This is a genomic window from Enterococcus sp. AZ129, assembly GCF_051714505.1.
Classification (GTDB): Bacteria; Bacillota; Bacilli; order Lactobacillales; family Enterococcaceae; genus Enterococcus; species Enterococcus faecalis.
The window spans coordinates 2,174,505-2,200,559 of record NZ_JBIORY010000001.1; the positions used below are offsets into that span (position 1 = coordinate 2,174,505).

29 protein-coding genes are annotated in these 26,055 nt (G+C 37.7%); 2 read left to right on the forward strand and 27 right to left on the reverse strand.

Features of this window, described 5'->3' with window-relative positions; all coding sequences use genetic code 11:
* Nucleotides 1–28: 28 nt before the first annotated feature.
* From IGJ90_RS10580 to groES, 26 genes are all read right to left on the reverse strand, one after another.
* A complete protein-coding gene (locus tag IGJ90_RS10580; RefSeq protein ID WP_002356564.1) occupies nt 29–205 on the reverse strand; it encodes a DNA-directed RNA polymerase subunit beta in 177 nt (58 codons plus the stop codon).
* Nucleotides 206–218: 13 nt separating this feature from the next.
* Nucleotides 219–1,520 (reverse strand): UDP-N-acetylglucosamine 1-carboxyvinyltransferase, encoded by a 1,302-nt coding sequence (gene murA, locus IGJ90_RS10585; RefSeq protein ID WP_002367154.1) that lies wholly within the window; start codon nt 1,518–1,520, stop codon nt 219–221.
* Nucleotides 1,521–1,622: 102 nt separating this feature from the next.
* Nucleotides 1,623–1,859 carry a DUF1146 family protein gene (locus IGJ90_RS10590; protein WP_002367155.1) on the reverse strand — a complete coding sequence of 79 codons (237 nt, stop codon included), beginning with the start codon at nt 1,857–1,859 and terminating at the stop codon, nt 1,623–1,625.
* 189 nt (nt 1,860–2,048) lie between these two features.
* On the reverse strand, nt 2,049–2,468 hold the full coding sequence (locus tag IGJ90_RS10595; protein WP_002356559.1) for a F0F1 ATP synthase subunit epsilon: 420 nt from the start codon (nt 2,466–2,468) through the stop codon (nt 2,049–2,051).
* Nucleotides 2,469–2,484: 16 nt separating this feature from the next.
* Complete coding sequence (gene atpD / locus IGJ90_RS10600; RefSeq protein WP_002356558.1) at nt 2,485–3,891, reverse strand: F0F1 ATP synthase subunit beta; 1,407 nt, start codon at nt 3,889–3,891, stop codon at nt 2,485–2,487.
* A gap of 74 nt (nt 3,892–3,965) precedes the next feature.
* Entirely contained in the window at nt 3,966–4,874 is a 909-nt protein-coding gene (locus IGJ90_RS10605) for a F0F1 ATP synthase subunit gamma (RefSeq protein ID WP_002359606.1), read from the reverse strand.
* 15 nt (nt 4,875–4,889) lie between these two features.
* Nucleotides 4,890–6,446, reverse strand: coding sequence for a F0F1 ATP synthase subunit alpha (atpA, locus tag IGJ90_RS10610; RefSeq protein ID WP_002356555.1), 1,557 nt, complete (start codon nt 6,444–6,446; stop codon nt 4,890–4,892).
* Between the two features lie 28 nt (nt 6,447–6,474).
* On the reverse strand, nt 6,475–7,017 hold the full coding sequence (gene atpH, locus IGJ90_RS10615; protein WP_002356554.1) for an ATP synthase F1 subunit delta: 543 nt from the start codon (nt 7,015–7,017) through the stop codon (nt 6,475–6,477).
* Nucleotides 7,004–7,534 (reverse strand): F0F1 ATP synthase subunit B, encoded by a 531-nt coding sequence (gene atpF, locus IGJ90_RS10620; RefSeq protein ID WP_002365031.1) that lies wholly within the window; start codon nt 7,532–7,534, stop codon nt 7,004–7,006. Before atpF ends, atpH begins: the two co-directional genes overlap by 14 nt.
* A gap of 137 nt (nt 7,535–7,671) precedes the next feature.
* Nucleotides 7,672–7,893, reverse strand: a complete 222-nt coding sequence (gene atpE / locus IGJ90_RS10625) for an ATP synthase F0 subunit C (RefSeq protein WP_002356552.1) — start codon at nt 7,891–7,893, stop codon at nt 7,672–7,674.
* A gap of 48 nt (nt 7,894–7,941) precedes the next feature.
* On the reverse strand, nt 7,942–8,661 hold the full coding sequence (atpB, locus tag IGJ90_RS10630) for a F0F1 ATP synthase subunit A (RefSeq protein WP_002356551.1): 720 nt from the start codon (nt 8,659–8,661) through the stop codon (nt 7,942–7,944).
* A gap of 302 nt (nt 8,662–8,963) precedes the next feature.
* The gene (gene smpB / locus IGJ90_RS10635) at nt 8,964–9,428 is read right to left on the reverse strand and encodes an SsrA-binding protein SmpB (protein ID WP_002356550.1); all 465 of its coding nucleotides are present in this window, start codon (nt 9,426–9,428) and stop codon (nt 8,964–8,966) included.
* Nucleotides 9,429–9,440: 12 nt separating this feature from the next.
* A complete protein-coding gene (gene rnr / locus IGJ90_RS10640; RefSeq protein WP_002356549.1) occupies nt 9,441–11,810 on the reverse strand; it encodes a ribonuclease R in 2,370 nt (789 codons plus the stop codon).
* A complete protein-coding gene (locus tag IGJ90_RS10645; protein WP_025186670.1) occupies nt 11,810–12,583 on the reverse strand; it encodes an alpha/beta hydrolase in 774 nt (257 codons plus the stop codon). The genes rnr and IGJ90_RS10645 overlap by 1 nt, the downstream gene beginning before the upstream one ends.
* Before the next feature lie 145 nt (nt 12,584–12,728).
* Nucleotides 12,729–12,965: a preprotein translocase subunit SecG gene (gene secG, locus IGJ90_RS10650; protein ID WP_002356546.1), complete on the reverse strand. Its 237-nt coding sequence runs from the start codon at nt 12,963–12,965 to the stop codon at nt 12,729–12,731.
* Nucleotides 12,966–13,132: 167 nt separating this feature from the next.
* The gene (locus tag IGJ90_RS10655) at nt 13,133–13,408 is read right to left on the reverse strand and encodes a GNAT family N-acetyltransferase (protein WP_002356545.1); all 276 of its coding nucleotides are present in this window, start codon (nt 13,406–13,408) and stop codon (nt 13,133–13,135) included.
* The gene (locus tag IGJ90_RS10660) at nt 13,398–13,682 is read right to left on the reverse strand and encodes a (4Fe-4S)-binding protein (RefSeq protein WP_002367159.1); all 285 of its coding nucleotides are present in this window, start codon (nt 13,680–13,682) and stop codon (nt 13,398–13,400) included. Before IGJ90_RS10660 ends, IGJ90_RS10655 begins: the two co-directional genes overlap by 11 nt.
* A gap of 91 nt (nt 13,683–13,773) precedes the next feature.
* Complete coding sequence (locus IGJ90_RS10665) at nt 13,774–15,603, reverse strand: heavy metal translocating P-type ATPase (protein WP_438768090.1); 1,830 nt, start codon at nt 15,601–15,603, stop codon at nt 13,774–13,776.
* 323 nt (nt 15,604–15,926) lie between these two features.
* The gene (gene nadE, locus IGJ90_RS10670; protein ID WP_002367161.1) at nt 15,927–16,754 is read right to left on the reverse strand and encodes an ammonia-dependent NAD(+) synthetase; all 828 of its coding nucleotides are present in this window, start codon (nt 16,752–16,754) and stop codon (nt 15,927–15,929) included.
* A gap of 2 nt (nt 16,755–16,756) precedes the next feature.
* The gene (locus tag IGJ90_RS10675; protein ID WP_002367162.1) at nt 16,757–18,241 is read right to left on the reverse strand and encodes a nicotinate phosphoribosyltransferase; all 1,485 of its coding nucleotides are present in this window, start codon (nt 18,239–18,241) and stop codon (nt 16,757–16,759) included.
* A gap of 77 nt (nt 18,242–18,318) precedes the next feature.
* Complete coding sequence (locus tag IGJ90_RS10680; RefSeq protein ID WP_002367164.1) at nt 18,319–18,729, reverse strand: GtrA family protein; 411 nt, start codon at nt 18,727–18,729, stop codon at nt 18,319–18,321.
* Between the two features lie 218 nt (nt 18,730–18,947).
* Nucleotides 18,948–20,495 (reverse strand): glucosaminidase domain-containing protein, encoded by a 1,548-nt coding sequence (locus IGJ90_RS10685; protein ID WP_438768092.1) that lies wholly within the window; start codon nt 20,493–20,495, stop codon nt 18,948–18,950.
* A 16-nt stretch (nt 20,496–20,511) separates the two neighbouring features.
* Nucleotides 20,512–21,222, reverse strand: a complete 711-nt coding sequence (locus tag IGJ90_RS10690) for a hypothetical protein (RefSeq protein WP_002367166.1) — start codon at nt 21,220–21,222, stop codon at nt 20,512–20,514.
* A gap of 23 nt (nt 21,223–21,245) precedes the next feature.
* The gene (locus tag IGJ90_RS10695) at nt 21,246–21,965 is read right to left on the reverse strand and encodes a response regulator transcription factor (protein ID WP_002367167.1); all 720 of its coding nucleotides are present in this window, start codon (nt 21,963–21,965) and stop codon (nt 21,246–21,248) included.
* Between the two features lie 303 nt (nt 21,966–22,268).
* A complete protein-coding gene (groL, locus tag IGJ90_RS10700) occupies nt 22,269–23,894 on the reverse strand; it encodes a chaperonin GroEL (protein WP_002362559.1) in 1,626 nt (541 codons plus the stop codon).
* Nucleotides 23,895–23,951: 57 nt separating this feature from the next.
* A complete protein-coding gene (gene groES / locus IGJ90_RS10705; RefSeq protein ID WP_002356531.1) occupies nt 23,952–24,236 on the reverse strand; it encodes a co-chaperone GroES in 285 nt (94 codons plus the stop codon).
* Nucleotides 24,237–24,468: 232 nt separating this feature from the next.
* Here groES and IGJ90_RS10710 point away from each other — a divergent pair, with 232 nt between their 5' ends.
* Both IGJ90_RS10710 and IGJ90_RS10715 read left to right on the forward strand, forming a co-directional pair.
* Nucleotides 24,469–24,645: a hypothetical protein gene (locus IGJ90_RS10710; protein ID WP_002356530.1), complete on the forward strand. Its 177-nt coding sequence runs from the start codon at nt 24,469–24,471 to the stop codon at nt 24,643–24,645.
* Between the two features lie 18 nt (nt 24,646–24,663).
* Entirely contained in the window at nt 24,664–25,317 is a 654-nt protein-coding gene (locus IGJ90_RS10715; protein WP_002367168.1) for a CPBP family intramembrane glutamic endopeptidase, read from the forward strand.
* A 42-nt stretch (nt 25,318–25,359) separates the two neighbouring features.
* Here the strand turns inward: IGJ90_RS10715 and IGJ90_RS10720 are convergent, their stop codons facing one another.
* Entirely contained in the window at nt 25,360–26,010 is a 651-nt protein-coding gene (locus IGJ90_RS10720; RefSeq protein ID WP_002356528.1) for a redox-sensing transcriptional repressor Rex, read from the reverse strand.
* Nucleotides 26,011–26,055 lie beyond the last annotated feature (45 nt).

The window sequence follows — 26,055 nt, forward strand, 5'->3', positions numbered from 1 at the left end:
CTTTTGTTCACCGCCTTAAAATAAGTTTTTATTTAAAGAAGTTCATAATATGAGTCCAAATTTTTTCATCAAAGACATCCATTGGATTCCCATTTCCAATCAAACCATAACCAATCATTGTTCCCACAACAAATAAGATAATGACTAACGAAATGACCACTAGAATTTTCAATAATGTTACTAAAATATAACGAAATGAACTCATACGTTTGACTCCTTTAGATTACTGTCGTTGCTTGTTTTTCTTCAATTTTTTCATCATTGACACGTTCAACGTTCGCGCCTAATTTTTGAAGTTTTTTATGGAACTCATAATAGCCACGATCTAAATATTTCAAATTAGAGACACGTGTAATGCCATTTGCACGTAACCCTACTAAAATCAATGCGGCAGCTGCCCGTAAATCAGTGGCTTCAACTGCTGCTCCTTGTAACTGGTTGCCACCATTAATAACGGCAATGTTGCCGTCAATTTTTAAGTCAGCGTTCATTCGACGCATTTCCTCTAAGTGTTGGTAACGATTTTCAAAGACTGTTTCTGTCACGATGCTTGTTCCTTCAGCAAACATTTGGATCGCTGTCATTTGCGCTTGCATGTCTGTTGGGAAACCAGGATGCGGCATTGTCTTAACATCTGTTGGTTTTAGATGTTTTGGTCCAATTACACGGATGCCGTTTTCTTCTTCTTCAATGATTGCACCCATTTCAGTTAATTTAGAAATTAGCGGACGATTATGTTCAGAAATTGCTTCTTCAATTAAAACATTGCCCTCAGTCATTGCTGCAGCTACCATGAACGTACCTGCTTCAATTCGATCTTGAACGATTGAATGCTCTACGGCATGTAATTTATCGACGCCTTCGATACGCATCGTTTCTGTCCCAGCACCGATAACATTGGCACCCATTTTGTTTAAAATGTTTGCTAAGTCAACGATTTCAGGTTCACGAGCGACGTTTTCAATGATGGTTGTTCCTTTCGCACGAACAGCAGCCATCATAATGTTTTGCGTAGCGCCGACACTTGGGAAGTCTAAGTAAATAGTGTTACCGATTAGTTCATCCGCAATTGCTTCAATATAACCATTTTTTTGGATGATTTTTGCACCTAATGCTTGGAAGCCTTTTAAGTGTAAATCAATTGGTCGTTTCCCAATGGCACAGCCACCTGGCATTGCCACTTTGGCATGGCCATTACGAGCCAATAAAGGTCCCATTACAACGATAGAAGCACGCATTTTACTAACGTACTCATAGTTTGCTTCGATCCCTAAAGGTTGTGTTGCGTCTATTGTTACTTCATTCGCGTCTTCATCAAAATCAATGGCTACATTCAAATGCTTAATTACTTGATTCATTGTAAATACATCAGATAAAATTGGTACATTTTTTAAAGTAGTAACGCCTTCTTCAGCTAAAAGAGTAGCTGCTAAAATTGGTAAAACAGCGTTTTTGGCGCCTTCAATTTTTACAGTTCCTTCTAATTTTGTATTACCACCATGAACAATAATTTGTTCCATTTTGTTCCCCCCAAAAAAATGAGAATAGGTATTCCTATTCAAAATCTTTACTATTATACCATTATTCAACTAAAAATTGTACCTTTTTTTATTTTTCAATTTTTAAGGAAAATACACAATGAAAAGATTTCGACAAAGCGCAATCAATTCTAAAGCAAAAGAGCTAACTGTGTATCCGATAGCGATGGCTAAAAATACCATCAGCATTCTAATTTGCGGTGTAAATTGGGTTTTGAAAAATTGCTCAATACGCAATGATTGCAACGCCCAAAAACTTATGTAAATGAACATAAGATGACTAACGATTCGAACAATAGCATCTACTCCATAGTATTGCATAAGGAGCCTCCTTTTTTCTAACGTAGGAACATTTTATCACAAAATAATAAAAACCGATAATTAATCCACTTGAAATGCCAAAATTTGACACTATTTATTAAAAAATACGAAGAAATAGAGTTTAAGGCACCTGACTCAATAGCAAGCGCCTTAAACTCTACAAAAGTGACTGAATCCTTCAGCCTTTTTTTACCCATGTTTCGATACGTTGATCCGGTTGATTGCACGATGCAAAGCAACAGTCGCACGACGTAGTTGATCGCGGTCATCTTTTGCTTTGGCTTCTTCAATTAAACGTTCTGCTCGTTGTTTTGCTCGTTCAGCACGAGGTACATCGATATCTCGTTCACGTTCAGCACTATCGGCAATAATAGAAACGACATTATCACGGACTTCCATGATACCACCATTTACAGCTACCCAGTCAACATGTGTATCTGAATCGGTCCGTTTGATGCGGACTTCATCAATCGCTAGCGGAACGATGATTGGCGCATGTTTTGGTAAAATACCAATCTCACCATCTGTTGTTTTCGCCACAACGATTTTTGCATGGTGGTCATAAACTAGACCATTCGGCGTTACTACATTCACAGTAAGACTATCCATTGTGTTTGCCGCCTTTCTAGTAGTTTAATTGTTTCGCTTTTTCGATGGCATCTTCAATTTTACCGACACTACGGAAGGCTTCTTCTGGCAGATTATCATGTTTACCTTCAAGAATTTCTTTAAAGCCACGAACTGTTTCCGCAACTGGTACATAAGAACCAGGTTGACCTGTAAATTGTTCAGCAACGTTAAAGTTTTGAGATAAGAAGAATTGAACACGGCGTGCGCGACCAACAAGTACTTTTTCATCATCTGATAATTCGTCCATCCCTAAAATAGCGATGATATCTTGTAATTCACGGTAACGTTGTAAAATATGTTGCACTTCGGTAGCCACTTCGTAGTGTTCTTCTCCAACAATTTCAGGAGCCAAGGCACTAGAAGATGAAGCTAACGGATCTACCGCTGGATAAATCCCTTGTTCGGTTAATTTACGTTCCAAGTTAGTTGTTGCATCCAAATGGGCAAACGCTGTTGCTGGCGCTGGATCGGTATAGTCATCGGCTGGAACATAGATTGCTTGAATAGAGGTAATTGATCCTTTTTTCGTTGAAGTAATCCGTTCTTGTAATTGTCCCATTTCAGTCGCTAAGGTTGGTTGGTAACCTACGGCTGACGGCATCCGACCTAAAAGGGCAGAAACTTCTGAACCGGCTTGGGTGAAACGGAAAATGTTATCAATAAATAATAGCACGTCTTGTCCTTCCACATCACGGAAATATTCAGCAATCGTTAACCCAGTTAAGGCCACACGCATCCGTGCACCTGGTGGTTCGTTCATTTGACCAAAAACCATGGCTGTTTTTTCAATAACGCCTGAATCTTTCATTTCATAGTACAGGTCGTTCCCTTCACGTGTCCGTTCACCAACACCAGTAAAGACGGAAATCCCTCCATGTTCTTGGGCAATATTATGAATTAATTCTTGAATTAAGACGGTTTTACCAACACCGGCACCACCGAAAAGTCCGACTTTACCACCTTTTAGATAAGGCGCTAATAAGTCAATAACTTTAATCCCTGTTTCTAAAATTTCATTACTGGTACTTAATTCATCAAATGCTGGCGCTTTTTTATGAATCCCACTACGTTCAGCATCTGCAGGGAATGGCGCTTCTAAGTCAATTGTGTCTCCTAAAACGTTAAACACACGACCCAATGTATCTTTACCAACAGGAACTGAAATTGATTTTCCTGTATCGATAACTTCCATTCCACGTTGTAAACCATCTGTCGATTCCATGGCGATAGAACGAATCACTCCATCACCTAGTTCTAAAGCGACTTCAAGTACTACTTTTTGTTTTGCTTCGCCATTTTTATAAACGACTAAAGCGTTGTTAATATCGGGTAAGGATTGATCTAATGAAAATTCCACGTCAACAACGGGACCGATTACTTGAACAATCTTTCCTGAACTCATAATTTCTTTCCTCCAGTCTTCATAAAGTCACACGCTTTGAACGTTTTTTACAAACGTTCAAACGTAAGACTAGATTATTCTAGTGCAGCTGCACCAGCAACAATTTCTGTAATTTCTTGGGTAATCGCCCCTTGACGAGCACGGTTATAAGAAATTGTTAAATCGCTAATAATATTTTGCGCATTGTCAGTGGCTGTTTTCATGGCGGTCATCCCAGCAGCATGTTCTGCTGTTTTCGCATCAATGATCGCCCCATAAATTAAGCTTTCTGCATATTGTGGTAATAATTGATCCAAGATTGCTTCAGGTGAAGGCTCTAAAAGATATTCTTGTTCGTAAGAGGTCGCCTCTGATGGATCTAAATCAGTAATTGGCAACATTTTTTCCACACGAAACTGACTCGTTAGTGAGTTAACGTGGTGATTATAACAAACATACAATTCATCAAACACTTCGTTTTGGTACATAGTCGTTGCCGTTGTCACAATCTTACGGACTTCTTCAAACGTTGGTTGATCCGTTAAGCCTCTTAGCTCATAGGAAACATCGATTCCGCGTGCTTTAAAGAAATCCGCCCCTGTACCACCAATGGCGATTAAGGCATATTCTTTATTAGAATCGTGGTCTTCTTGAATCATACTCATGGTTTGTTTTAAGATTGAGCTATTGTAGCCACCAACTAACCCTTTGTCAGAAGTGATAACGATATAGCCTGTTTTTTTGACAGGTCGTTGTGCTAACATCACATGATAGTTCCCTTCACTAAGAGAAGATTGTTCTGTTTCACGTAATTCACTTAACTGAGCAGCTACTAAATGCGTAACGACGCTACGAATTTTTGAAGAATATTCTTGAAAGCTTTTAGAGGCGCCTTCTGACTTGGTCAATTTGGCTGCAGAAACCATTTGCATCGCTTTGGTAATTTGGCTTGTCTTTTTTGTTGATGCAATGCGTTGTTTGATTTCGTTTAATGAAGCACCCAATGTCGCTCACCTCTCTTATGCGTTATCGATTTTTTCTAAAGCTTCTTTGGCTGAATCTCCGCTGTTGTTTGCCGCTGCAAACATTTCAGAAAACTCTGTAATCGCTGCATCTAATGCATCAGTATCTGGTAAGTCTTTCGTTGTACGAATGGTTTCCAATAAGTCTGCATGTTTGCCATCAAAATAATCGAATAAATCTTGTTCAAAGTGTAAAATTTTATCTACGCTCACGCTATCTAAAAAGCCGTGTGTTAACGCATATAAAATTAAGACTTGTTTTTCTACAGGCAGTGGCGCATGTAGTTTTTGTTTTAAAATTTCTACCGTACGACGACCACGGTTTAATTTAGCTTGTGTTGCCGCATCTAAATCAGAGCCAAATTGTGTAAAGGCTTCTAACTCACGGTAACTAGCTAAGTCTAAACGAAGCGTTCCGGCAACTTTTTTCATTGCTTTGATTTGCGCTGATCCTCCGACCCGAGAAACAGATAACCCAGCATCAACGGCTGGACGAGTGCCTGCATAGAACAAGTCGCTTTCTAAGAAAATTTGTCCATCAGTGATTGAAATAACGTTTGTTGGAATATAAGCAGAAATATCGCCTGCTTGTGTTTCAACGAATGGTAAGGCTGTCATTGAACCGCCACCTAATTCATCACTTAATTTAGCTGCACGTTCTAACAAACGTGAGTGTAAATAGAAGACATCCCCTGGATAAGCTTCACGACCTGGTGGACGGCGTAATAGTAGAGAAAGTTCACGATAAGCCACGGCTTGTTTTGATAAGTCATCAAAAATAATTAAGACATGTTTGCCGTTATACATGAATTCTTCACCCATTGCAGTTCCTGCATATGGTGCAATGTAAAGTAATGGTGCTGGTTGTGAAGCCCCTGCAGTCACAACGATTGTATAATCTAAGGCACCAAATTTACGAAGTGTTTCTACTTGGTTACGAACAGTAGATTCTTTTTGACCAATCGCTACATAAATACAAATTACATCTTGTCCTTTTTGGTTAATAATTGTATCAATTGCAATCGATGTTTTCCCTGTTTTACGGTCTCCAATAACTAATTCCCGTTGTCCACGACCAATTGGTACTAGGGCATCAATGGCTTTTAAGCCAGTTTGCATTGGTTCAGCAACAGATTGACGTTGCATAACACCGGGAGCTGTTGCTTCCACAGGACGTGTTTTGTCTGTTTTAATTTCGCCTAAACCATCTAATGGTTGACCTAATGGATTAACGACACGGCCAATCAAAGCTTCCCCAACGGGTACTTCCATGATTTTGCCTGTGCGTTGTACTTTATCTCCTTCACGAATGGTTTCAAAATCGCCAAGGATAATAATCCCTACATCATTTGTTTCTAAGTTTTGTGCCATTCCGTATGAACCGTTTGAAAACTCAACAAGTTCTCCACTCATGGCATTTTCTAAACCGTGGGCGCGGGCAATTCCGTCACCGACGTAAGTGACTGTTCCAACTTCTTCAACAGCAAGCTGTTGTTGATAGTTTTCGATTTGTTCTTTAATCAAGGCACTGATTTCTTCTGCTTTGATAGCCATTCAATTCACCTCTTTGTAGTCCTAAAGATTATTTTAATAACTTCTGCTGCATATGTTCTAATTGTTTGCGGATGCTGCCATCGATTACTTGATGGTTTGCTTCAATAACCACTCCGCCGACAATTGACGGGTCAATTAAATTGACTAAATGCGCTTGTTCATACCCTAATAATTGGGCAGCTTTTTCTTCCATTGCTTGATGTTGTTCTTTTGATAAAGGAATGGCTGTTGTCACTGAACCCAAAATTAGTCCTTGGTGCTCATCATAACGTCGTTCATATTCATCAATCATCAAGAGCAGATCATACATGCGACGATATTCGTAAACCACTCGCAAAAAGTTTTGCATCATTTCACTAAAACCTGTTACTAGTTTTTCCATGATGCTGTCTTTTTCATAAGGCTCTAAGCGATCATCACTTAAAATATCGCCAATACCAGGTACTTGGTGATAGACTTCGCGAAGCGTCAATAATTCTTGATAAATTGCTTCAGCTTGGTTCTTTTCAACTGCCAACTCAAACAAAGCCTTGCCGTAGCGTTTACCAACTGTATATTTATCTAGTTTCATTTGCTTTACCTAAACTTTCAATATAAGAATCAATCAATGCTTCATGTGCATCTGGTGTTAATTCTTTATTTAAAATTTTGGCTGCAATTTGAAGAGAAAGATCTGCCACTTCATTTTTTACTGAAGACAATGCTTCTTCACGTTCTTGAGAAATATCTGTCCGAGCTTTTTCGCGTAAGCGAGTAACTTCCGCAGTTGTTTCTTTTAATGTTTTTTGGCGAGTCTGTTCTCCACTTTCTTTCGCGTTTTTAATAATTTCAGCTGCTTCTGATCTGGAAGAAAGTAATTGTTGTTGACGTTCTTTTTCCATTTTCGCTGCTGCTACGCGAGATTGTTCTGCAGAGTCTAAATCGTTGGCAATTTTTTCTTCACGTTGTGTCAAAATATCTACGATTGCTCCCCATGCATATTTCTTTAATAAGAGCATCAAGATTAAAAATGCACCACTGACAACAATCATCGTGCCTAGTGTGGTACTAGGAGCCGTTTCACCGACTACCAATGTAGTAAGTAGCATGAAGTCTCAACTTCCTTTCCTGCAAAAATCGATTTAGCTTCTTCAACTGCTTTATCACCAGCTATTGAAAAGGCTAAAGATAGAAGAAAGCAGTGACGGTCCCGATAATAATCAGCGTCCTGCCTCCATTTTATTGCTTATCTGAATAAAAGTAATAAAGAAACAACGACACCTAAAATTGGCACAGCTTCGATTAAAGCGACCCCGATAAACATTGTTGTTCTTAATTGACCAGACATTTCTGGTTGACGAGTCATTGACTCGATTGTTTTTGAAATAACTTGTCCGTTACCGATAGCGGCTCCGATAGCTGAACCGAAAATTGCAATTGCTGCTGCGATAAAATTTAATCCTTCCATTGTGTAAAATCCTCCTAAAAGATAATTTTTGTCCTTCGTATTTCTTGATTATTCTTCTGTTTCAATTTTGTGTGACATATAAACCATTGAAAGTGTCACAAAGATAAACGCTTGGATACATCCAATAAAGATTGAGAATGCTACCCAAATCATTTCTAGCGGAATTGCTAGTGGGATAACCCATAATCCAACGCTTGCTACGGTTCCAGCAATCAAGCCCAATAGAACTTCGCCGGCAAAAATGTTTCCGTACAAACGCAAGCCTAATGTTAATAGATTCGTGAATTCTTCCATTAATTTTACCGGTAGTAAGAAACCAACGGGTCTTAAATAACTATTAACTAGATAGCCTTTAAAACCAAAGCGTTTCATACCAAAGAAGTGTGTTAAGACAATCATCATCATCGCTAACGTTAAGGTTACGATTGGATCGGCGGTTGGACTTTTCCAAACGCTGAGATCGTCGCCCACAACGATTTTTGTAACGAGACCCAAGATGTTTGAAACAAGTACAAACATGAAGAGGGTAAACGCCATTAAATGAAAATTGCTCACTTCTTTACGAGGTAAATTGTCTGTAATGATTCCACGAATAAAATCCACTAACCATTCGATGACCGTTTGTTTGCCTTTAGGTCGTAGCTTCATATTTCTCGTACAAGCATAGACAAAGGCGAAAACAATGATACACGTCAACAGCACCATCAAAACAATGGTTCCATCAAACCAAATTGGTCCGATATTGAAGAGTAATTTCTTCTCTTCCAAATCAATTCACCTCTTTTCCAACAATCTTTCAGAAGTTTCATCCTACTCCTGAGTGATAATCCCTGGCAAAGCTATCGTACCACCACTTGTTGATAATTTACAAATAGTTTACTTTTAAAATTTCATGTGTTGAAAATTGGTTGGAAAACCTTTTCCATAAACCAATCTAATGCAGGGTGGTACTGCTTTCCGAAGCGATTAAAAAATGAATCATTTACATTCATTTACTCAACACTTACCAGATTTTACACCTAATCCGAAGAAAGGCAAGCAAATATGCGAAAAAGAATAAATTTACATTTTTAACGTCGGTTATTTTTTAATGTTCGGCTGATTTGTCGGTCAACTTCCTTACGTTTCAAGTCTTCACGCTTGTCGTACTGCTTTTTCCCTTTAGCTAAACCAATCAAAACTTTGGCATAGCCGTCTTTAATATAGACCTTCAAAGGTACTAATGTGATACCTGTATTTTTGGTTTCGCCGATTAACTTATTAATTTGTTTTTTGTGTAATAATAATTTTCTGGTACGTAATGGGTCATGATTAAAAATATTGCCCTGTTCATATGGACTAATATGAACATTATACAAAAAGGCTTCCCCGTTTCGAATTCGTGCAAAACCATCTTTTAAATTGATACGACCATTTCGAATAGATTTGATTTCTGTTCCTTGTAAAACAAGCCCAGCCTCAACCGTATCGATAATTGAATAATCATGTCTAGCTTTGCGGTTTTGTGCGATTAATTTTCCTTCCCCTTTTGGCATAAGCGACCTCCTCTACTTCTTCTTTTTCCCTTTTTTATTTTTTTGTTTCATTGCTTCTTTATAAAAAGGTTGTTTTTTGCCTTTGCCTTTTTTCTTATTTTTCTTTTTCTTACCATCAAATGATTCATCTTTTTTATTTCTTCGTTGATTATTTGAACGAGTTGAAGAATTGGCTTTACCTTTTTTACGTCCTTTTGGTCCTTCGACTGGCGCAACTTCCTCAGCTGAAATCAATTCAAAATCAACTTCTCTTGTTTCTGGATCAGCTTTTTCAACACGGATTTGAACTTTCTGACCAATTTTCAAAGTCATTCCCGTCCGTTCACCAACTAACGCCATATGATTTTCAATAAAGTGGAAATAATCTTGTTTTAAGTTGTTCACGTGAATTAAGCCTTCTATTGTATTAGGCAGTTCCACAAAGATACCAAATTTTGTGACAGAGCTGATGATCCCGTCATACGTTTCTCCCACTTTATCTACCATAAATTCGGCTTTCTTCATAGCGTCCACTTCACGCTCTGCATCAACTGCGCGACGTTCCATACTTGAACTATGATTGGCAATTTCTGGTAATGCTTCGTTCCATTTTTCTTGATTTTTTTCAGATTGATCTTGGCTATAGCTGCGAATCAAACGATGCACAATTAAATCTGGATAACGACGTATTGGTGAAGTAAAATGCGTATAATATTCAGCGGCCAACCCATAGTGTCCGTAGTTGTCTTCTGAGTATTTCGCTTGTTGCATACTTCTTAGCAACATCGTATTGATAACCACTTCTTCCGGCTTATTTTCAACTTGCTCTAAAACTTTTTGTAAATCTTTCGGTGAAATGTTTTCTTTTGTTCCTTTAACAAGAATGCCAAGTACTGCAGCAAAATCAAAGAAACGTTGCATTTTTTCTTCTTTTGGTTGTTCATGAATCCGATAAATAAATGGCAGTTTTAAGTCATGATAATGACGTGCCACAGTTTCATTCGCTGCCAACATAAAGGATTCAATTAATCGTTCACCCACGCCACGCGTGCGTAAAAGAATATCTTGGGGATGACCATTTTCATCAACTAGGACTTTGGCTTCACGATCTTCAAAAGAAATCGCACCACGGCGCATACGCATCTCTTCTAATATATGGTGCAGCTCGCCCATCTCTTTAAACATGGGAACTAGCTCTTTGTAGCGTTCTAACGTTTCAGGTTTTTGCTCTTCTAAAATTTCATTGACTGCTGTATAGGTCATTCGCTCCGTTGTTTGGATCACACTTTGGAAAATTTCATGCGAAATAACTTCTCCTTCTGGTGTAATTTCCATCTCACAGCTCATGGTTAAACGTGGAACATGTGGGTTTAGCGAACAAATCCCATTTGATAATCGCTGCGGAATCATTGGCACAACTCGATCTGTCAAATAGACACTTGTGCCGCGTTCATACGCTTCCATATCCAATTGGCTTCCTTCAGTTACATAATAAGAAACATCTGCAATATGCACCCCTAAAAAGAAATTGCCATTTGCTAACTTTTGTACCGTTACCGCATCATCTAAATCTTTCGCATCTTCTCCATCAATCGTCACAATCAACTGATCACGTAAATCCCGACGACCGACTAAATCGCTTTCTGCAATAGTTTCTGGTACTTGGTCCGCTTCAGCTAAAACTTCATCAGGAAATGCTGTGGGAATTCCATGAGCCACCACGATTGATAAAATATCCATTCCTGGATCATTTTTATGACCAATCACTTGTTTGACTAGTCCTTCCATACTCGTTGGATATTCTTGATCTGGATAATAGGTAATTTCAGCAATGACAATGCTGCCATCTACTGGCTTAATCCCTTCAGGTGCAATTGATACAGTATACTGATTCAATTTCTTATCTTTGGGAATCATGTAGCCATACAGTCCCATTTCTGCCATTTCTTCTTCACTATATGCCACAAATTCTCCGACAACTTGGCTCACTGCTCGCTCTTTAATTTCTTTGACTTTACCTTCTGCGCCGCGATCTGAAAAAGGATCCGCATGTTGGATCACGTCGATTAAAACCGTGTCCCCATCCATTGCAAAGTTCGTTGCCTCTTTAGGAATGTAAACATCTGGTTCTTCAGGATCGATGGTTACAAAACCAAAGCCTCGTTCATTTGCACGAAACGTTCCTTCTATTAATAAGTCTTTCATTGGTAACAGGACTTTGCCTTTTTTGTTGAAACTAACTGACTTTTCTCGTTCCATTTGTGCAATGGTTTGCACTAAAATTTTAAAATCTGAACTTTTTTCTAAATTCAAGCCTTGTGCAATTTCTTCCATTGAAAAGCTTTTCTTTTTTTGGCTTTCCATGAAATGTAAAATTTGCTCTTTAATTGTTTGTTTTGTCATTATTTCTCCTCATTCCAAGGTAGTGTTGCTAAAAATTGCACCACATCTTGCTCTAATTGTTTGTGTTCTCCACTCACCGTAATGACATGTCCGCTGTTTGGGTACCATTGTAAGGTCACACGTGCTTGTGTTAGCGCTTGGGCCGTTTGATAGACGCCCATTGGCTCAATCATTTCATCTTTGCCAGCTTGCGCTAAGAAAAGAGGGGTGTGGATTTTGTTTAGTTTGTCAGCCGTCTGACTAGCAATCGTTTCAATCGCTCCTAATTGTTGTTTGACTCGTTGCTCAATCGATTGCAACCGGCTTTGTTGTTCCTCTGCAGGAACTTCTGCGATTTTCATCACATTTTCTGCGTATAATACAAAATTTTCTGGGACTTTATTTTCGACAGGGTAGATCGGTGAACAGAAAAATCCACCACCAATTAATCCTGTTAATTGTTCCGTTAATGCATGCATACTGAAAATCCCGCCCATTGATAAACCAAAAATGGCAATTTCTTGGTAGCCTCTTTCTCTCAAAAAAGCGACTGCTTCTTGTGTATCTTGCCACCATTGTTCCGTTGTTTGATCTAAAATATCTTCAGGAACTAGCGTGCCATGTCCTGAAAAATTAGGCGAATAGACAGTATAATTTTCTTTTTCTAAACGTCTGCTTAACATCCGTACATCATTACTGCTGCCAGAATAAGCGTGTAATAAAAGGACCGCCCGTTTTCCTTTTTCTGAAAATAACGGCTTCGGTAAATTGATTTTTTTTGCCACTTCGCTCACCTCAGCTTCATTCTATCATATTCTCAAAAGAAAACCTTCCGAAATGATAAGTTTCAAAGACTTTTTCAGAAAGAAAAAGAACAGAAAAATAAGTGTTCGCACTCATCTCTCTGTTCTAAACTTGTCATTTTAAAAGATTACGTACTTATTTTGAAGATAAGAACGCCAAAACAAATAATAAAATCATCCAAATTGCGCCAAGAACTGCTGTTGAGCGTTGCATAACAGCTTCAAAGCCGCGCGCTTTTTGCTTCCCAAATAATTTATCTGCACCGCCAGTGAAGGCACTTGCTGCACTGTTTTGTTTGCTTGGTTGCATCATAACAGTAATGACGATTAAAACAGATAAAATGATGACCAACGTTAAGATTAGATTATACATGCGTTAATTCTCCTTTTTATACAAATATGCGAAATTCATCTACTTTAATGTAGCATATTTTATCTGTAAAAACCAGTGAAATTTAATGTCTTTCCTTATTTGTCTCTAATAGCAACAGCCGCAAGTAGGAATCAGATTTCTACTTGCGGCTGTTGCTAACTTATTTTTTATTTTCTCAATACGTCTCCGTATTCAGGTTTAGTATCAAATTCTTTTTTGGCAAATGGACATAGCGGAATAATTTTTTTATGCTCTTTTCTCGCTTTTTCAACACCGGCTAAAACAAGTTTTTCAGCTAATTTTTGTCCACGATAAGTTGGATCAACAAACGTATGGTCAATAATCATCATGCTTTCGCCAGCATCTGACCATGTCATTTCACCAATTTCTTGGTTTTCATCGTTATATAGAGCAAAACGATTGTTTTCTTCTTTAATTTGCATATTCGTTCCCTGCTTTCCGAATATATTTTAGAGCACCACTTGGACATGAATCTACCACAATCATGTCATTTTCAACACTTCCGTTATCTGGAATAATCCATGGTTTCCGACCAACTTCAAAGACTTCTGGATTTCCGCGAACACAATTACCAATATGTTCACAAATATCTTTATTATAAAAGATATCAATTCCTTGCCCAGTATATTTACGGTAGCCTTCTTTTAATAGTTGTTCTTCCGTGACTGGTTGCCCATCTATTTGGTTTCCTTCCATTGCACAATCTCTCCCCTGTAACTTATTAATATTAAAAACGTACCTTTATTTTACCACTAAGCTGGACATTCAGGCAATTAATTGTTCCACCTTACTTGCCAATTCGACGAGCACGCAAAGCAGATAAGATTGACACAGTGTCCACGACTTCTTGTAGCATAGCCCCGATTAGCGCCGGAATGATCCCGGTACTAGCAATTAACATTAGTAAAACGCAGATAAAAATTCCGATTAATACAGATTGTTTGGCAATTTTCATGGTATCTTGGGCAATTTCGACCGCTTGACTGACTTTACTTAAGTCATCTTTTAAAATAACAACGTCAGCAGTTTCACTAGCCGCAGTAGCTCCATGAGCGCCCATAGCAATACCTACGTCTGCAGCGGCAAGCGAAGGTGCATCATTTACACCATCTCCTACCATGATGACTGGATGGTTTTCTTTGGGCAATTCTTTTAGAATAGTTAATTTATCTTGTGGTAAACATTCCCCATGTACTTCGGTAATTCCTACTTCTGCAGCAATCGTTTCTGCGACGGATTCTTGATCCCCCGTCAGCATTAAAATTCGTTGAAGATGTAATTGGTGTAATTTTTCCATAGTCTCTTTTGCTTCTGGGCGTACAGTGTCTGTAAAAGTAATTCGGCCTAAATATGTGCCATTACGTGAAATATGAATAGTCGTTTTATCAATTTTTTCAGTTGCTTGAGACTCTTGTGTCACAAAATTCTTTTTACCTACCCGTATCTCAGCACCATCCACAAATGCCTTCACGCCAGCACCAGAAACTTCCGCTAAATCTGTAATATTTTTTAATGGAACATCTTGCTTTCTGGCATAAGCAACAATTGATCTAGCTAAAATATGACTTGATTCTTGTTCCACGCTTGCTGCCAATCCCACTAATTCAGCAGCAGTTATTTCAGCATTGATTGGTTGGACTTGATCAACAGAAAGTTGTCCTTGCGTAATCGTGCCTGTTTTATCAAACGCAATCGTTTTTGCAGAAGCTAATTTTTCGACCATCGTTCCCGATTTAATAACGACCCCATGACGACTTGAACGACCCATCCCTGCCACTAAAGCAATTGGGGCAGATAGAATTAAAGGACACGGCGAAGCAACAACTAAAACTTCCGCAAAACGTGTCGGACTTTTTGAAACAAACCAAGCAACACCTGCAATTAGGTAGGCAACTAGTGTAAAAGGTACCGCATAGCGGTCTGCTAAACGTACAAAATGAGCTGGTCGTGCCGCAGATTCTTTCACTAAGTTCACAATCGTTTGATATTGACTGTCGGCTACAGTTTTTTCAGCAACCATTTTCAAAGAGCCATCACCATTCACGGAACCCGACATTAATTCATCACCAGGATTTTTTTCAATTGGTTTTGATTCTCCTGTTAATGAAGATTCATCGACTGTTGATGTCCCGGTTTTTACCAAGCCATCAACTGGAACTAGTTCCCCTGGTTTTACTACTAATTCATCGCCAACATTGATTTTCTCAACAGAAACATCTTCTAAATTTTCGCCATTCAAGCGATGAGCTTTTTGTGGCGAGTTATCCAATAATGACTTCAGCTCTTGGTTAGCTTTTCCAGCGGCATAGTCTTCTAATGAATCACCACCAGTCAACATAATTAAAATCATCAAACTGGCCCAGTATTCTCCCACAGCTAAGGTCGCGACGATAGCGGTAATCGCTAAAATATCGACACCATATTTTCCTTCACGTAAGGTTTGAATCATTTCCCAGAACATCATTAACGCCATTACAGAACCTGTTATTAAAATAATGCCATACGCCCAATTCGGCTGATGTAAAATAAATTCAAATAATAATGCCAAAACTCCTGTTATAATTGTAATCCCCAATTTTGTTACATGCTTCATCTCTTTTTCTCTCCTATCATTCACTTTACATTATTGAGCGTACCTTTTCTGTTTTGAAAAAGAAAGTGAAAACGCCTAAATGAAAACGACTTTCATTATCATAGAATAGAGGTCGGGACAGAACCGTTTAGCTCCGAGAAATAAGAAGAAATTTCCGAAAATTGCTCTTTAATTTTTGGAGAATTTCGGCTTATTTCCGAAGGAGTTGGTTCTGTTTCCGCCGTTTATCAGGTTTTGAGCCTGGAGCAAAAATCCAAAGTGATTTTTGTTCTAGGCTTGTTTACTTTCTAAAAAGTAGTTATGTAAAAAAACACAGACCATCGTTCATTCGCCGATGGTCTGTGTTTTTATTTCCAAAAATCATCAAAAATTGTAATGGGTAAATGCCGTTTGTGTTGTCCTTTTTTATACCAGTTTTCAATTGTTTGTTGATCTGCTTCCGAGACTTTTTTGCCTTCCAAATAATCATCAATGGCATCATACGTGACACCTAAGGCAACTTCATCTGCAACTAACGGTTTGTCATCTTCTAGATCAGCTGTTGGTATTTTTAGATACAAAGCTTCTGGTGCCCCAAGTTCTTTCAGCAAAGCTTTTCCTTGGCGCTTATTTAAACGAAATAACGGTAAAATATCCGCTCCGCCATCGCCATATTTGGTGAAGAAAGCTGTCACATTTTCGGCTGCGTGGTCTGTGCCAATTACTGCGCCAGCATTTTCGCCAGCTACTGCATATTGTGTAATCATACGTTGACGTGCTTTCATGTTCCCTTTATTAAAATCGCTAATTTGAACACCAGCGTTTTCTAGCGAACCAACCATTGCATCCACTGCTGGTTTAATATCCACTCGTAAAGAAACATCTGGCTGGATAAAGGCAAGCGCGGCTTGTGCATCAGCTTCATCTGCTTGCTCACCGTAAGGAAGGCGAATCGCAATAAATTGATACGACATATCTCCTGTTTCTTCGCGCATTTCGGTCATCGCTAATTGTGCTAAGCGTCCAGCTAATGTTGAATCTTGTCCGCCACTAATTCCCAAGACAAAGGTTTTTAAAAAAGGATGTTTAGTTAAATAAGCTTTCAGAAAATCAATACTTTTACGAACTTCTTCTTTTGGATCAATTGTCGGTAAAACACCTAACTCTTGAATGATTTTTTCTTGAAGTGTTGTCATTTCTAGGCCTCCTTATTCACCGTTTCCGTTAAATGTTTAACGTCTTTACGCACTTTTTCCAATAAATTCATTTTGTGGTTCCAACAATCTGTTGAAAGGTCCACTGGATATTTTTGCGGATTCAAGTCCCGCTTGTATTCTTCCCAAAGTGAATCTAAATTTTCTTTTGCATATTGTTTAATTTCATCTAAAGTTGGTAATTCGTACACACGTTTTCCTTCAACGAAAATATCTTGGAGTACTGGCCGTGCTTCAAAATCACGGACATACTTATTAATAAAGGTATGAACGGGATGGAACATATAAATTTCTTCTTCTTGGCGAGGATCTTCGTTCCAAAGTGTCACATAGTCCCCTTCTGACTTTTTATCAGATTTACGTGTAATACGCCAAACTTGTTTTTTTCCTGGTGTTGTCACTTTTTCAGCATTGCTAGATAGTTTAATGGTATCTTTCATTTGACCATCTTCACCTTCAATTGAAACTAATTTAAACACCGCTCCTAAAGCCGGTTGATCATAGGCCGTAATCAGCTTGGTACCCACGCCCCATACATCAATTTTTGATTTTTGCATTTTTAGATTCAAAATCGTATTTTCATCTAAATCGTTCGATGCATAAATTTTTGCTTCAGTAAAGCCAGCTTCGTCCAGTTGTTCACGAACTCGTTTAGAAATATAAGCCATATCGCCACTATCAATCCGCACACCTAGGAAATTAATTTTATCCCCCATTTCTCGAGCTACTCGAATTGCGCTTGGCACTCCCGCTTTCAAAGTATCATACGTATCAACAAGGAAAACGCAATCCCGATGTGTTTTGGCATACGCCATGAATGCCTCATAATCATTTCCATACGACTGAACTAATGAATGGGCATGGGTCCCACTAACCGGAATGCCAAAAATTTTACCAGCCCGAACATTACTTGTCGCGTCCGCCCCACCAATATAGGCGGCTCTTGTGCCCCAAATGGCAGCATCTAATTCTTGTGCTCGGCGTGTTCCAAATTCCAATAAAGGATCATCACCAATCACGGATTTAATTCGAGCCGCTTTTGTCGCAATTAATGTTTGGAAATTCACCATATTTAGCAAGGCAGTTTCTACCAATTGACATTGTGCCAAAGGACCTTCAATTTGAATTAACGGTTCGTTATTAAAAACCAAATCCCCTTCTAAAGCAGAGCGTACAGTACATTTAAATTCAAAATTTGCTAAATACGTCAAGAAATCTTCTGGATATTCTTCAACTTCTCGGAGATATGCAATATCAGATTCTGTGAACGTTAAATTTTCGAGATAATTGATTAAACGTTCTAAACCTGCAAAAATTGCGTAGCCATGATTAAAGGGCATCTCTCTAAAGTAACATTCAAAAACAGCATGTAAATCTGCTCTCCCTAATTCCCAGTATGTTTGCATCATATTGATTTGATACATATCTGTATGCAATGTCAAACTATCATCTGCATATGTATAGTCCATCGTTTTCTACCTCTATTCTTTGTATTAAAAACTTGTTTATATTATAACAAAAAAATTTTTTTTAGCCTAAAATCTGCTTAGACCTCTTTTTCTTTAAAAATGAAAAATTTACTGAAGAAATAATTTAAAATCACTACTACAACTTGTGTAATCATTTTCGCCCAAAACGATGAAAAATGAATGCCATCAATTAGGAGAATCATTAAACCCATATCAGCCACAAAAGATAAAATTCGGTACCAATAAAATAAGCCCATTTCTTTAAAAAAACCAGCTATGCTTTCATGCTTACTTGCGAATACCCAATATTTATTCGTGAAAAAGGCAAATAGAACAGATAAAAACCAACTAATTGCGTTACTTATCTTGTAATCCAGCCCTAACACGTTTTGACAAACAAAAAACACAACTAAGTTGACGACCGTCGTTGCACCACCAAAAAATAAATAAGCCAGTACTTCTCGGTATTTACGAAATAATTCTTTCAATTTTCACGCATCCTTTCAACTAATCATTTTATCAAACTTCGGCAAGAAAACCTATCTATTTTGTGTAAAGACACAATTCTCTTGCTAATTTTACTATTTATTAAGGTATTTATGAAAAACATAGTAAGAGAAGAGGAGAAGTTCATCCATGGATGAACTTCTCCTCTTCTCTTCGTCTAATAATATATGACTCCATCGACCAATAAGTTAAATCAGCATTAGTCCTTTAGCTTAGGAAGTGCTATCGTTTGTCCTTCGGTTAATACAGAATACGTTAAGTCATTTTCCTGCTTGAGTGCGTTTAAGGAATAGCCCGTTTTTTTAGCAATTTTTGCGAGTGTCTCTCCTCTTTTTACTTCATAATACTCAGTAGACTCTGTTTTTGAGTCATTCGCTGTACCATTTGATTGCTCTGCTGTTTCCAAAGCATTAGTCACCGATTTACTGATTATTAGTGATTGAAGTAACGCTTGTTCTTTCGGTTCTAGAGAAGTCGCCGCTGTATGCTGAGGAATCGTGATTTTTTGGCCAATATAAAACATTTCTTGAGTCTTTAAATTTTGTTTTAAAATGGCTGTTGCTGACACACCAAACGTCTGGCTAATGGTGGCGAGAGAATCTCCTTTGCTTACTTCATAGATGACTGCTTCTTTTTTTAGCTGTTCTTTGACTGCTTCCTTATCAAACGAAGGTTTCTTTTCTTCTGCCACATTAGTCACTACTGGTTTCTTCTTTTCTTGATCGTATTCAGTTAATTGATAGGTTTCAATCAACGCGTTTAATTTTTTATCGTAATATGTATCCGTTGCATAACGACCTGTTAAAAATTTTGTTGCCTGCTGATAATTCGTCGTGTTTGCTTTCAAAACGCCGTGATAAAACGTCGGATTCCCCGCCAACCCATTGATGATTAATTTACTATAGTCTGTTAATGACTCTTTATAGGAAGGATACTGACGAAAATCGGCATGAATGGTGGTCATCTTCCCTTTACCATCATCTTCTTGTGTGGAAAAGCTGACACTTTGACCTTGATAAGCGCCTTTAATGCCAAATAAATTATAATTAGGCGGCGCGGCTAACGCACTATTGCCCGAGCCACTTTCTAAAATAGCTTGAGCTATCATGACAGAAGCGTATAGATCATGCCGCTGACCAATAACTCGTGCTTCTTCACCGATTTTTCTAATAAACTCAGAAGTAGAAGTATTCTCTTGGACAACAAAATTTGCCTCGGCTTGTTGTTGAATTCCTGCTTGCTTTTCCTTTTCTTGACTATTGTCTATCTCTGAATGTACCAACGGCTCTTTGGTCTTTTCAGTTAATGTAGAATTTTGTGGTTCCTGATTATGAGGCGGCTTTTCAGTGAGTGCTTTACGCTCTTCAGACGCTGGTTGCTCACTTTGTAACGATTTGGTTGGTTTAGTACTAGCAATTGGCTTTTCTTGTGGCGGTAAACTATTTTCAGATTCTGAAGGTTCCATATTATTTTCCTGATGGTCACCGCTGTCATTTTGTATTGAACTTTCTTGTTGTTCAGACGAACTTATTACTGTTTCGTTCAGCGTTGAAGAAGTAAGAGTTCCTTGGTCTTGATTGACTTGGTCCGCTCTTTTTTCTCCCAGTACTAGCTGTCGGCTTTCGTTACTCGTTTCGGTCTCCTCTTGAGCGATTAATGGTTCCGAATTGTAGTAACTGGCGCCCGCATAAGTCCCTAAGACTCCAAGACATACCAACTTCAAATATCTTGCCTTTCTTTTTTTCATCGCATTTCTCCTTCATTTACCTCTTTATTTCTGCTAATAATTGCTCTATCTGTTGGTACATTCCTGTTGATTCATTCTTGATGGTTAGCATTTGTTCACAATAAGCTTGGTACTCTCTTGCCACTTGCTTCATGCGTGTTAAAGTTGCTAAACGTTGTTCCATCTCTTCATGAACTGTTGCAACTTGTTGGTTAGCTTGGGCAATTGTTTCTTTTGCTTGACGTTTGGCTTCTAATAAGACTTCGCCAATTTCTTTTTGAGAAAGCGTAACGGCTGTGTCTAAGTTCTCTTCGCTAATCTGTTTCTGTTGTATCTTTGCTTCAGACAATTGTTTCTGTAAAGAAGTGATAGTTGCTTCTTTATCACTTAACGTTTCTTTAACATCTTTAAGTTGAACATCTTTTTCGACTACTTGTTTTTGTAATGCTTCCACTTCATTGGTTTGCATTAATAATTGCTCCGTTAGTTTTTTTATGGATTGCTGATATATTTGATTTTCTTCTTCTAGTTTTTCAGCAAAAGAAAACGATTCTTCCGACAGTTCAGTCGGCACTTCTTGCTTGACCTGCTTAACTTTTGCAGCTTGCTCTTTTGCATAAACGACCTCGTCATCAAAGATTGCTTCCTCTGTTACCTTTGGTTGTGCTTTCCCCGATTGTTCATTTTCAAAATCCGGCATCTTCTCATACTCCTCATCTTCATTGTTTTTAGTCAAAAATTGCCACATTTGTTTCTCCTCCTTCGTACCTTTTACACCGTTAACATATAGCCTTTTGAGCGAATTGTTTTGATATATTGTGGTTTGTTCACATCTTGTTCAATTTTTTTACGCAAATGGAAAATCACATTAGCGACACGATATTTTCGTTCATTCGCACTATCTTTCCAGACATTTTTATAGAGTTCTTCATATGTAATTGTTTGTCCTGCGTGTTTGTATAAATACTCTATTGTGAAAAATTCCAATTTTGTTAAAAGAATTTCTTCTCCACTTCCCAAGCAAACACTCAAATTTGGCGCAATTAAATACAATCTCTCAGAAAGATTCTTAGTAACGGTTTGTTCCTCGTTTGCACTAACTAATTTAGGATAAAAACGTCTTTTTACACGTTGCAATAAATTACTCATGCTTAACACGCATTCTTGGCGATCATAAGAATGATCAAAAACGCCATCTGCGCCTAATTGTAAATAAATAATTCGATTGACTTTACTAATTGCTTCTGTCCGAGAAAATAACCAAATTGGCAAGTCTGACTGCTTGCGAATTGTCATTAATAACTCACAACAAGTATTTACTTGCTGGTAATCAGTAACTTCAATCACTAATCCATCAATATGGTGCAAATGAAGAAGTATATTTGTTCCTTGGATGATCTGACATTCTACTTGATTACTAACAAACCAATTTTGACAGTATTCTTTTGTTTCAATTGTCAAAGGGACGACACCAATTGTATATTTTTCCATTTTTTTACCTCAATCTTCCTAATATTCTCCTTCAAAATATAATAATTTTTATTTATATTCTATTAATAAATAAAAATCACCAACTACTAATTTTTCAAAAAATGATTGTTATTACTAAATTTTATCGAATAAAAACAAGGCTGTTTAGCTAAAACGAAGCCTTTAAATTATCATCTTTTTTGTTAAATGAGTAAATATTTGAGAAAACACTACAAGCAAAGATATTATTCAGATTATTTATTCTTTATGTAAAAAAAAGCTTACGATTTTTCAATCGTAAGCTTTTAGAATACTTTTTTATTTTTACATCATACCGCCCATGCCCATTGATGGATCCATCATAGGAGCTGGTGCAGCTGGTTCTGGTTTGTCTGCAACAACTGCTTCGGTTGTTAATAATAAAGCTGACACAGAAGCTGCATTTTGTAAGGCAGAACGAGTTACTTTTGTTGGGTCAACAATACCGGCTTCAACCATGTTTACCCATTCACCGTTAGCTGCATTGAATCCGATACCTAAGTCAACATTTTTTAGTTTGTCAACAATCACTGATCCTTCATAACCAGCATTTTCAGCGATTTGACGGATTGGTTCTTCTAATGCACGAACGACAATCTTGATCCCTGTTGCCACATCGCCTTCAGCTTCCAACGCAGCGACTTTACCAATTACATTGACAAGTGCGGTACCACCACCTGAAACCATGCCTTCTTCTACAGCGGCACGTGTTGCGTTTAACGCATCTTCAATTCGTAATTTTAATTCTTTTAATTCTGTTTCAGTTGCAGCACCGACTTTAACGACAGCAACCCCGCCAGCTAATTTAGCTAAACGTTCTTGTAATTTTTCACGATCAAAATCAGACGTTGTTTCGCCGATTTGGTTTTTAATTAAATGAACGCGGGCATCAATGGCTTCTTTTGAGCCAGCACCTTCAACAATTGTTGTGTTATCTTTGTCGACAACTACTTTGCTAGCATTTCCTAAGTTTTCAATGGTTGTGTCTTTTAACTCTAACCCTAAGTCGTCAGTGATTACTGTACCACCTGTTAAAATAGCAATATCTTCAAGCATCGCTTTGCGGCGGTCACCAAATCCTGGCGCTTTTACTGCGACAACATTAAATGTACCACGGATTTTGTTCAACACTAATGTTGGTAGAGCTTCTCCATCAACATCATCCGCAATAATCAATAGTGGACGGCTTTGTTGTAGAATTTGTTCTAATAAAGGTAAGATATCTTGAATATTTGAGATTTTTTTGTCGGTAATTAAGATATATGGATTTTCTAAAACAGCTTCCATTTTATCGTTGTCAGTAACCATGTATTGAGATAAATAACCGCGGTCGAATTGCATTCCTTCAACCACATCTAATTCTGTTTCAATCCCTTTTGATTCTTCAATGGTAATTACGCCATCGTTACCAACTTTTTCCATTGCATCAGCAATTAATTGGCCGACTTTTTCAGAGCCTGATGAAACAGCAGCGACCTGTGCAATCGCTTCTTTTGAATCAACTACAGATGAAATATTGTGTAATTCTTCTACTGCTGTTTTTGTTGCTAATTCAATCCCACGACGAATACCTAATGGGTTAGCTCCAGCAGTTACGTTTTTTAAGCCTTCACGAACAATGGCTTGTGTCAAAACAGTCGCTGTTGTTGTTCCGTCACCAGCAATATCATTCGTTTTAGAAGCAACTTCTGAAACTAATTTTGCGCCCATGTTTTCAAAATGATCTTCTAATTCAATTTCCTTAGCAATTGTTACCCCATCGTTAGTAATCAATGGTGAACCAAATGATTTTTCTAAAACTACGTTACGACCTTTAGGGCCTAATGTCACTTTCACTGTATCTGCTAATACATCTACTCCGCGTAGCATTGCTGCACGTGCATCTTCTGCAAATTTAATCTCTTTTGCCATGATTTCTTCACCTCATAATTTTTTTCTTCTATTATATTATTCTGTAAAAGTTGTTTATTATTCAACAGTGGCAATAATGTCTTTGGCTGATACAATTAAGTATTCTACGCCTTCGTATTTCACTTCTGTTCCTGAATATTTTTCAAACATTACTGTGTCACCAATTTTTACTTCCATCGGAACTTTTGTGCCATTTTCAAGCACACGACCTTCACCTACTGCGATAACTTCACCTGTTTGTGGTTTTTCTTTTGCAACGGATGCAAGAACAATTCCTCCAACAGTTTTTTCTTCTTCTTTCGCGACTCTAATTACGACGCGATCGCCTAATGGTTTTAACACAATAAATCCCTCCAAATAAAAAGTTTTCGCTTATTTTAGCACTCGATACATAAGAGTGCTAACTCACACTATTTATAATACTCATTTCACTCTAAAAATGCAAGTCTTTTCTCTCTTTTTCTTGTCAATTATAAGATACGCATTTTTTATTGCGTATTCTTTTTTCATGGAATGTTTTTCCAATCCTTTAATTCATGGTAAAATAAGTTGACTACGATTGGAGGCGAATAAAATGAAACAACGTTTACTTACAGCACTAATAGCAACCTTCGTTTATTTTGTGATAGCGAATTTAGGAAATCTTGTTTTCAGTGTCACAGAAGGAATTGTTTCGACACTTTGGGAATCTCTTTTCTTTTTCTTATTCGTTTTTCTTTTATTAGGATATCGCAATAATCGTAAAAAATAATTATAGAAAGGATTAACCATGACCTTAAGAAAATCAAGTTTATTTATTTTAATCACATACATTATCGCTTTTTTCGGGCCGTTACTTTTTTCGGGTATTTCTCCCAATGCAGCGATTAATGTGACAACTGCTCTCTACATTATTGGTGCCCTTGTAATGATTGGCATCTTTTTAAAAACAACAGAACCTTCTCCTTTAGAGGAAACAGCAACCTTGAAATCACCTATTTTTATTTTTTTACTAGGTGTTAGTGGGATTTTCATTGCCATGCTGATTCAAGGCGTTACTTTCGCCATTGAAGTAGCCATCACAGGAGAACAAGCTACTTCTCAAAATACACAAGCTATTGTAGCGGTGATTTTGGCAAATCCTTTATTTATTTTGGCAACTACTATCGGTGGTCCGATTATGGAAGAATTCGTCTTTCGTTATGCATTTATCCATTTAATCCAGCCTTTTACAAATTTCTGGATTGCGGCTACTGTTAGTTCGGCGATTTTTTCACTCGCACATGCCGATGGTCACTTTTTTGTTTATTTCTTTATGGGATTTTTCTTTGCTCTTTTGTACAAGCAAACTGGAAAAATTTGGACCTCAATTATTGCCCATTGCGGCATGAATACGATTGTGATTATTGTTCAACTACTTTTGCATAATGGTGCAATTCAATAAGAAAAGGGCCTTCGTCTAAACGACTAGGCCCTTTTCTTTTACTTATTCTTCTTCGTCAATCAATTCGTTGTCATGATGTAAGAAATAAATTAATGTTTGTAATTCGTTGGTTAAGTCAACATTTTGAATTAATACTTCAGGTGGCGCTACTAAACGCGCAGCCGTAAAGTTTAGAATTCCTTTAACCCCTGCTTCGGCAAGTTTGTTTACAACTTCTTGCGCTTTGCGAGCTGGAATAGTTAAAATAGCTACTTCGATTTGTTGAACACGGATTTGTTCCATCATATCTTCCATTGGATAAACCGGAATACCGTCAACAATGCGTCCCACAATATCTTCATTCACATCAAATGCGCAACTTACACGAATACTGTTGCTTTGATGGAATTTGTACTTTAATAAAGCACTTCCTAAATTACCAACCCCGATTAATGCGACATTGGTTAACTCATCTTCATTCAACGTTTTTGCAAAAAAGTTCATTAAGTTTTCAACATCATAGCCGTACCCACGTTTACCTAATTCACCAAAATATGAAAAGTCACGACGAATAGTCGCACTGTCTACTTGTACCGCTTCACTTAATTCAGTTGATGAGACTTTATTTTTTCCTGTATCATGTAACATTCTTAAGTAGCGATAATATAAAGGAAGGCGTCGCGCCGTTGCTTTTGGAATAACTTGATCTTTCACAATTGGACCTCCAATACTTTCACTTAAATCTTATCCATTAACATA

Coding starts and splice junctions, on each gene's coding strand:
- IGJ90_RS10580 (WP_002356564.1), bottom strand. CDS start 205: ATGAGTTCATTTCGTTATATTTTAGTAACATTATTGAAAATTCTAGTG.
- murA (WP_002367154.1), bottom strand. CDS start 1,520: ATGGAACAAATTATTGTTCATGGTGGTAATACAAAATTAGAAGGAACT.
- IGJ90_RS10590 (WP_002367155.1), bottom strand. CDS start 1,859: ATGCAATACTATGGAGTAGATGCTATTGTTCGAATCGTTAGTCATCTT.
- IGJ90_RS10595 (WP_002356559.1), bottom strand. CDS start 2,468: ATGGATAGTCTTACTGTGAATGTAGTAACGCCGAATGGTCTAGTTTAT.
- atpD (WP_002356558.1), bottom strand. CDS start 3,891: ATGAGTTCAGGAAAGATTGTTCAAGTAATCGGTCCCGTTGTTGACGTG.
- atpA (WP_002356555.1), bottom strand. CDS start 6,446: ATGGCTATCAAAGCAGAAGAAATCAGTGCCTTGATTAAAGAACAAATC.
- atpH (WP_002356554.1), bottom strand. CDS start 7,017: ATGAAACTAGATAAATATACAGTTGGTAAACGCTACGGCAAGGCTTTG.
- atpF (WP_002365031.1), bottom strand. CDS start 7,534: ATGCTACTTACTACATTGGTAGTCGGTGAAACGGCTCCTAGTACCACA.
- atpE (WP_002356552.1), bottom strand. CDS start 7,893: ATGGAAGGATTAAATTTTATCGCAGCAGCAATTGCAATTTTCGGTTCA.
- smpB (WP_002356550.1), bottom strand. CDS start 9,428: ATGCCAAAAGGGGAAGGAAAATTAATCGCACAAAACCGCAAAGCTAGA.
- rnr (WP_002356549.1), bottom strand. CDS start 11,810: ATGACAAAACAAACAATTAAAGAGCAAATTTTACATTTCATGGAAAGC.
- secG (WP_002356546.1), bottom strand. CDS start 12,965: ATGTATAATCTAATCTTAACGTTGGTCATCATTTTATCTGTTTTAATC.
- IGJ90_RS10655 (WP_002356545.1), bottom strand. CDS start 13,408: ATGCAAATTAAAGAAGAAAACAATCGTTTTGCTCTATATAACGATGAA.
- IGJ90_RS10660 (WP_002367159.1), bottom strand. CDS start 13,682: ATGGAAGGAAACCAAATAGATGGGCAACCAGTCACGGAAGAACAACTA.
- nadE (WP_002367161.1), bottom strand. CDS start 16,754: ATGACAACACTTCAAGAAAAAATCATTCAAGAGTTAGGTGTTTTACCG.
- IGJ90_RS10675 (WP_002367162.1), bottom strand. CDS start 18,241: ATGGACTATACATATGCAGATGATAGTTTGACATTGCATACAGATATG.
- IGJ90_RS10685 (WP_438768092.1), bottom strand. CDS start 20,495: ATGAAAAAAAGAAAGGCAAGATATTTGAAGTTGGTATGTCTTGGAGTC.
- IGJ90_RS10690 (WP_002367166.1), bottom strand. CDS start 21,222: ATGTGGCAATTTTTGACTAAAAACAATGAAGATGAGGAGTATGAGAAG.
- IGJ90_RS10695 (WP_002367167.1), bottom strand. CDS start 21,965: ATGGAAAAATATACAATTGGTGTCGTCCCTTTGACAATTGAAACAAAA.
- groL (WP_002362559.1), bottom strand. CDS start 23,894: ATGGCAAAAGAGATTAAATTTGCAGAAGATGCACGTGCAGCAATGCTA.
- IGJ90_RS10710 (WP_002356530.1), top strand. CDS start 24,469: ATGAAACAACGTTTACTTACAGCACTAATAGCAACCTTCGTTTATTTT.
- IGJ90_RS10715 (WP_002367168.1), top strand. CDS start 24,664: ATGACCTTAAGAAAATCAAGTTTATTTATTTTAATCACATACATTATC.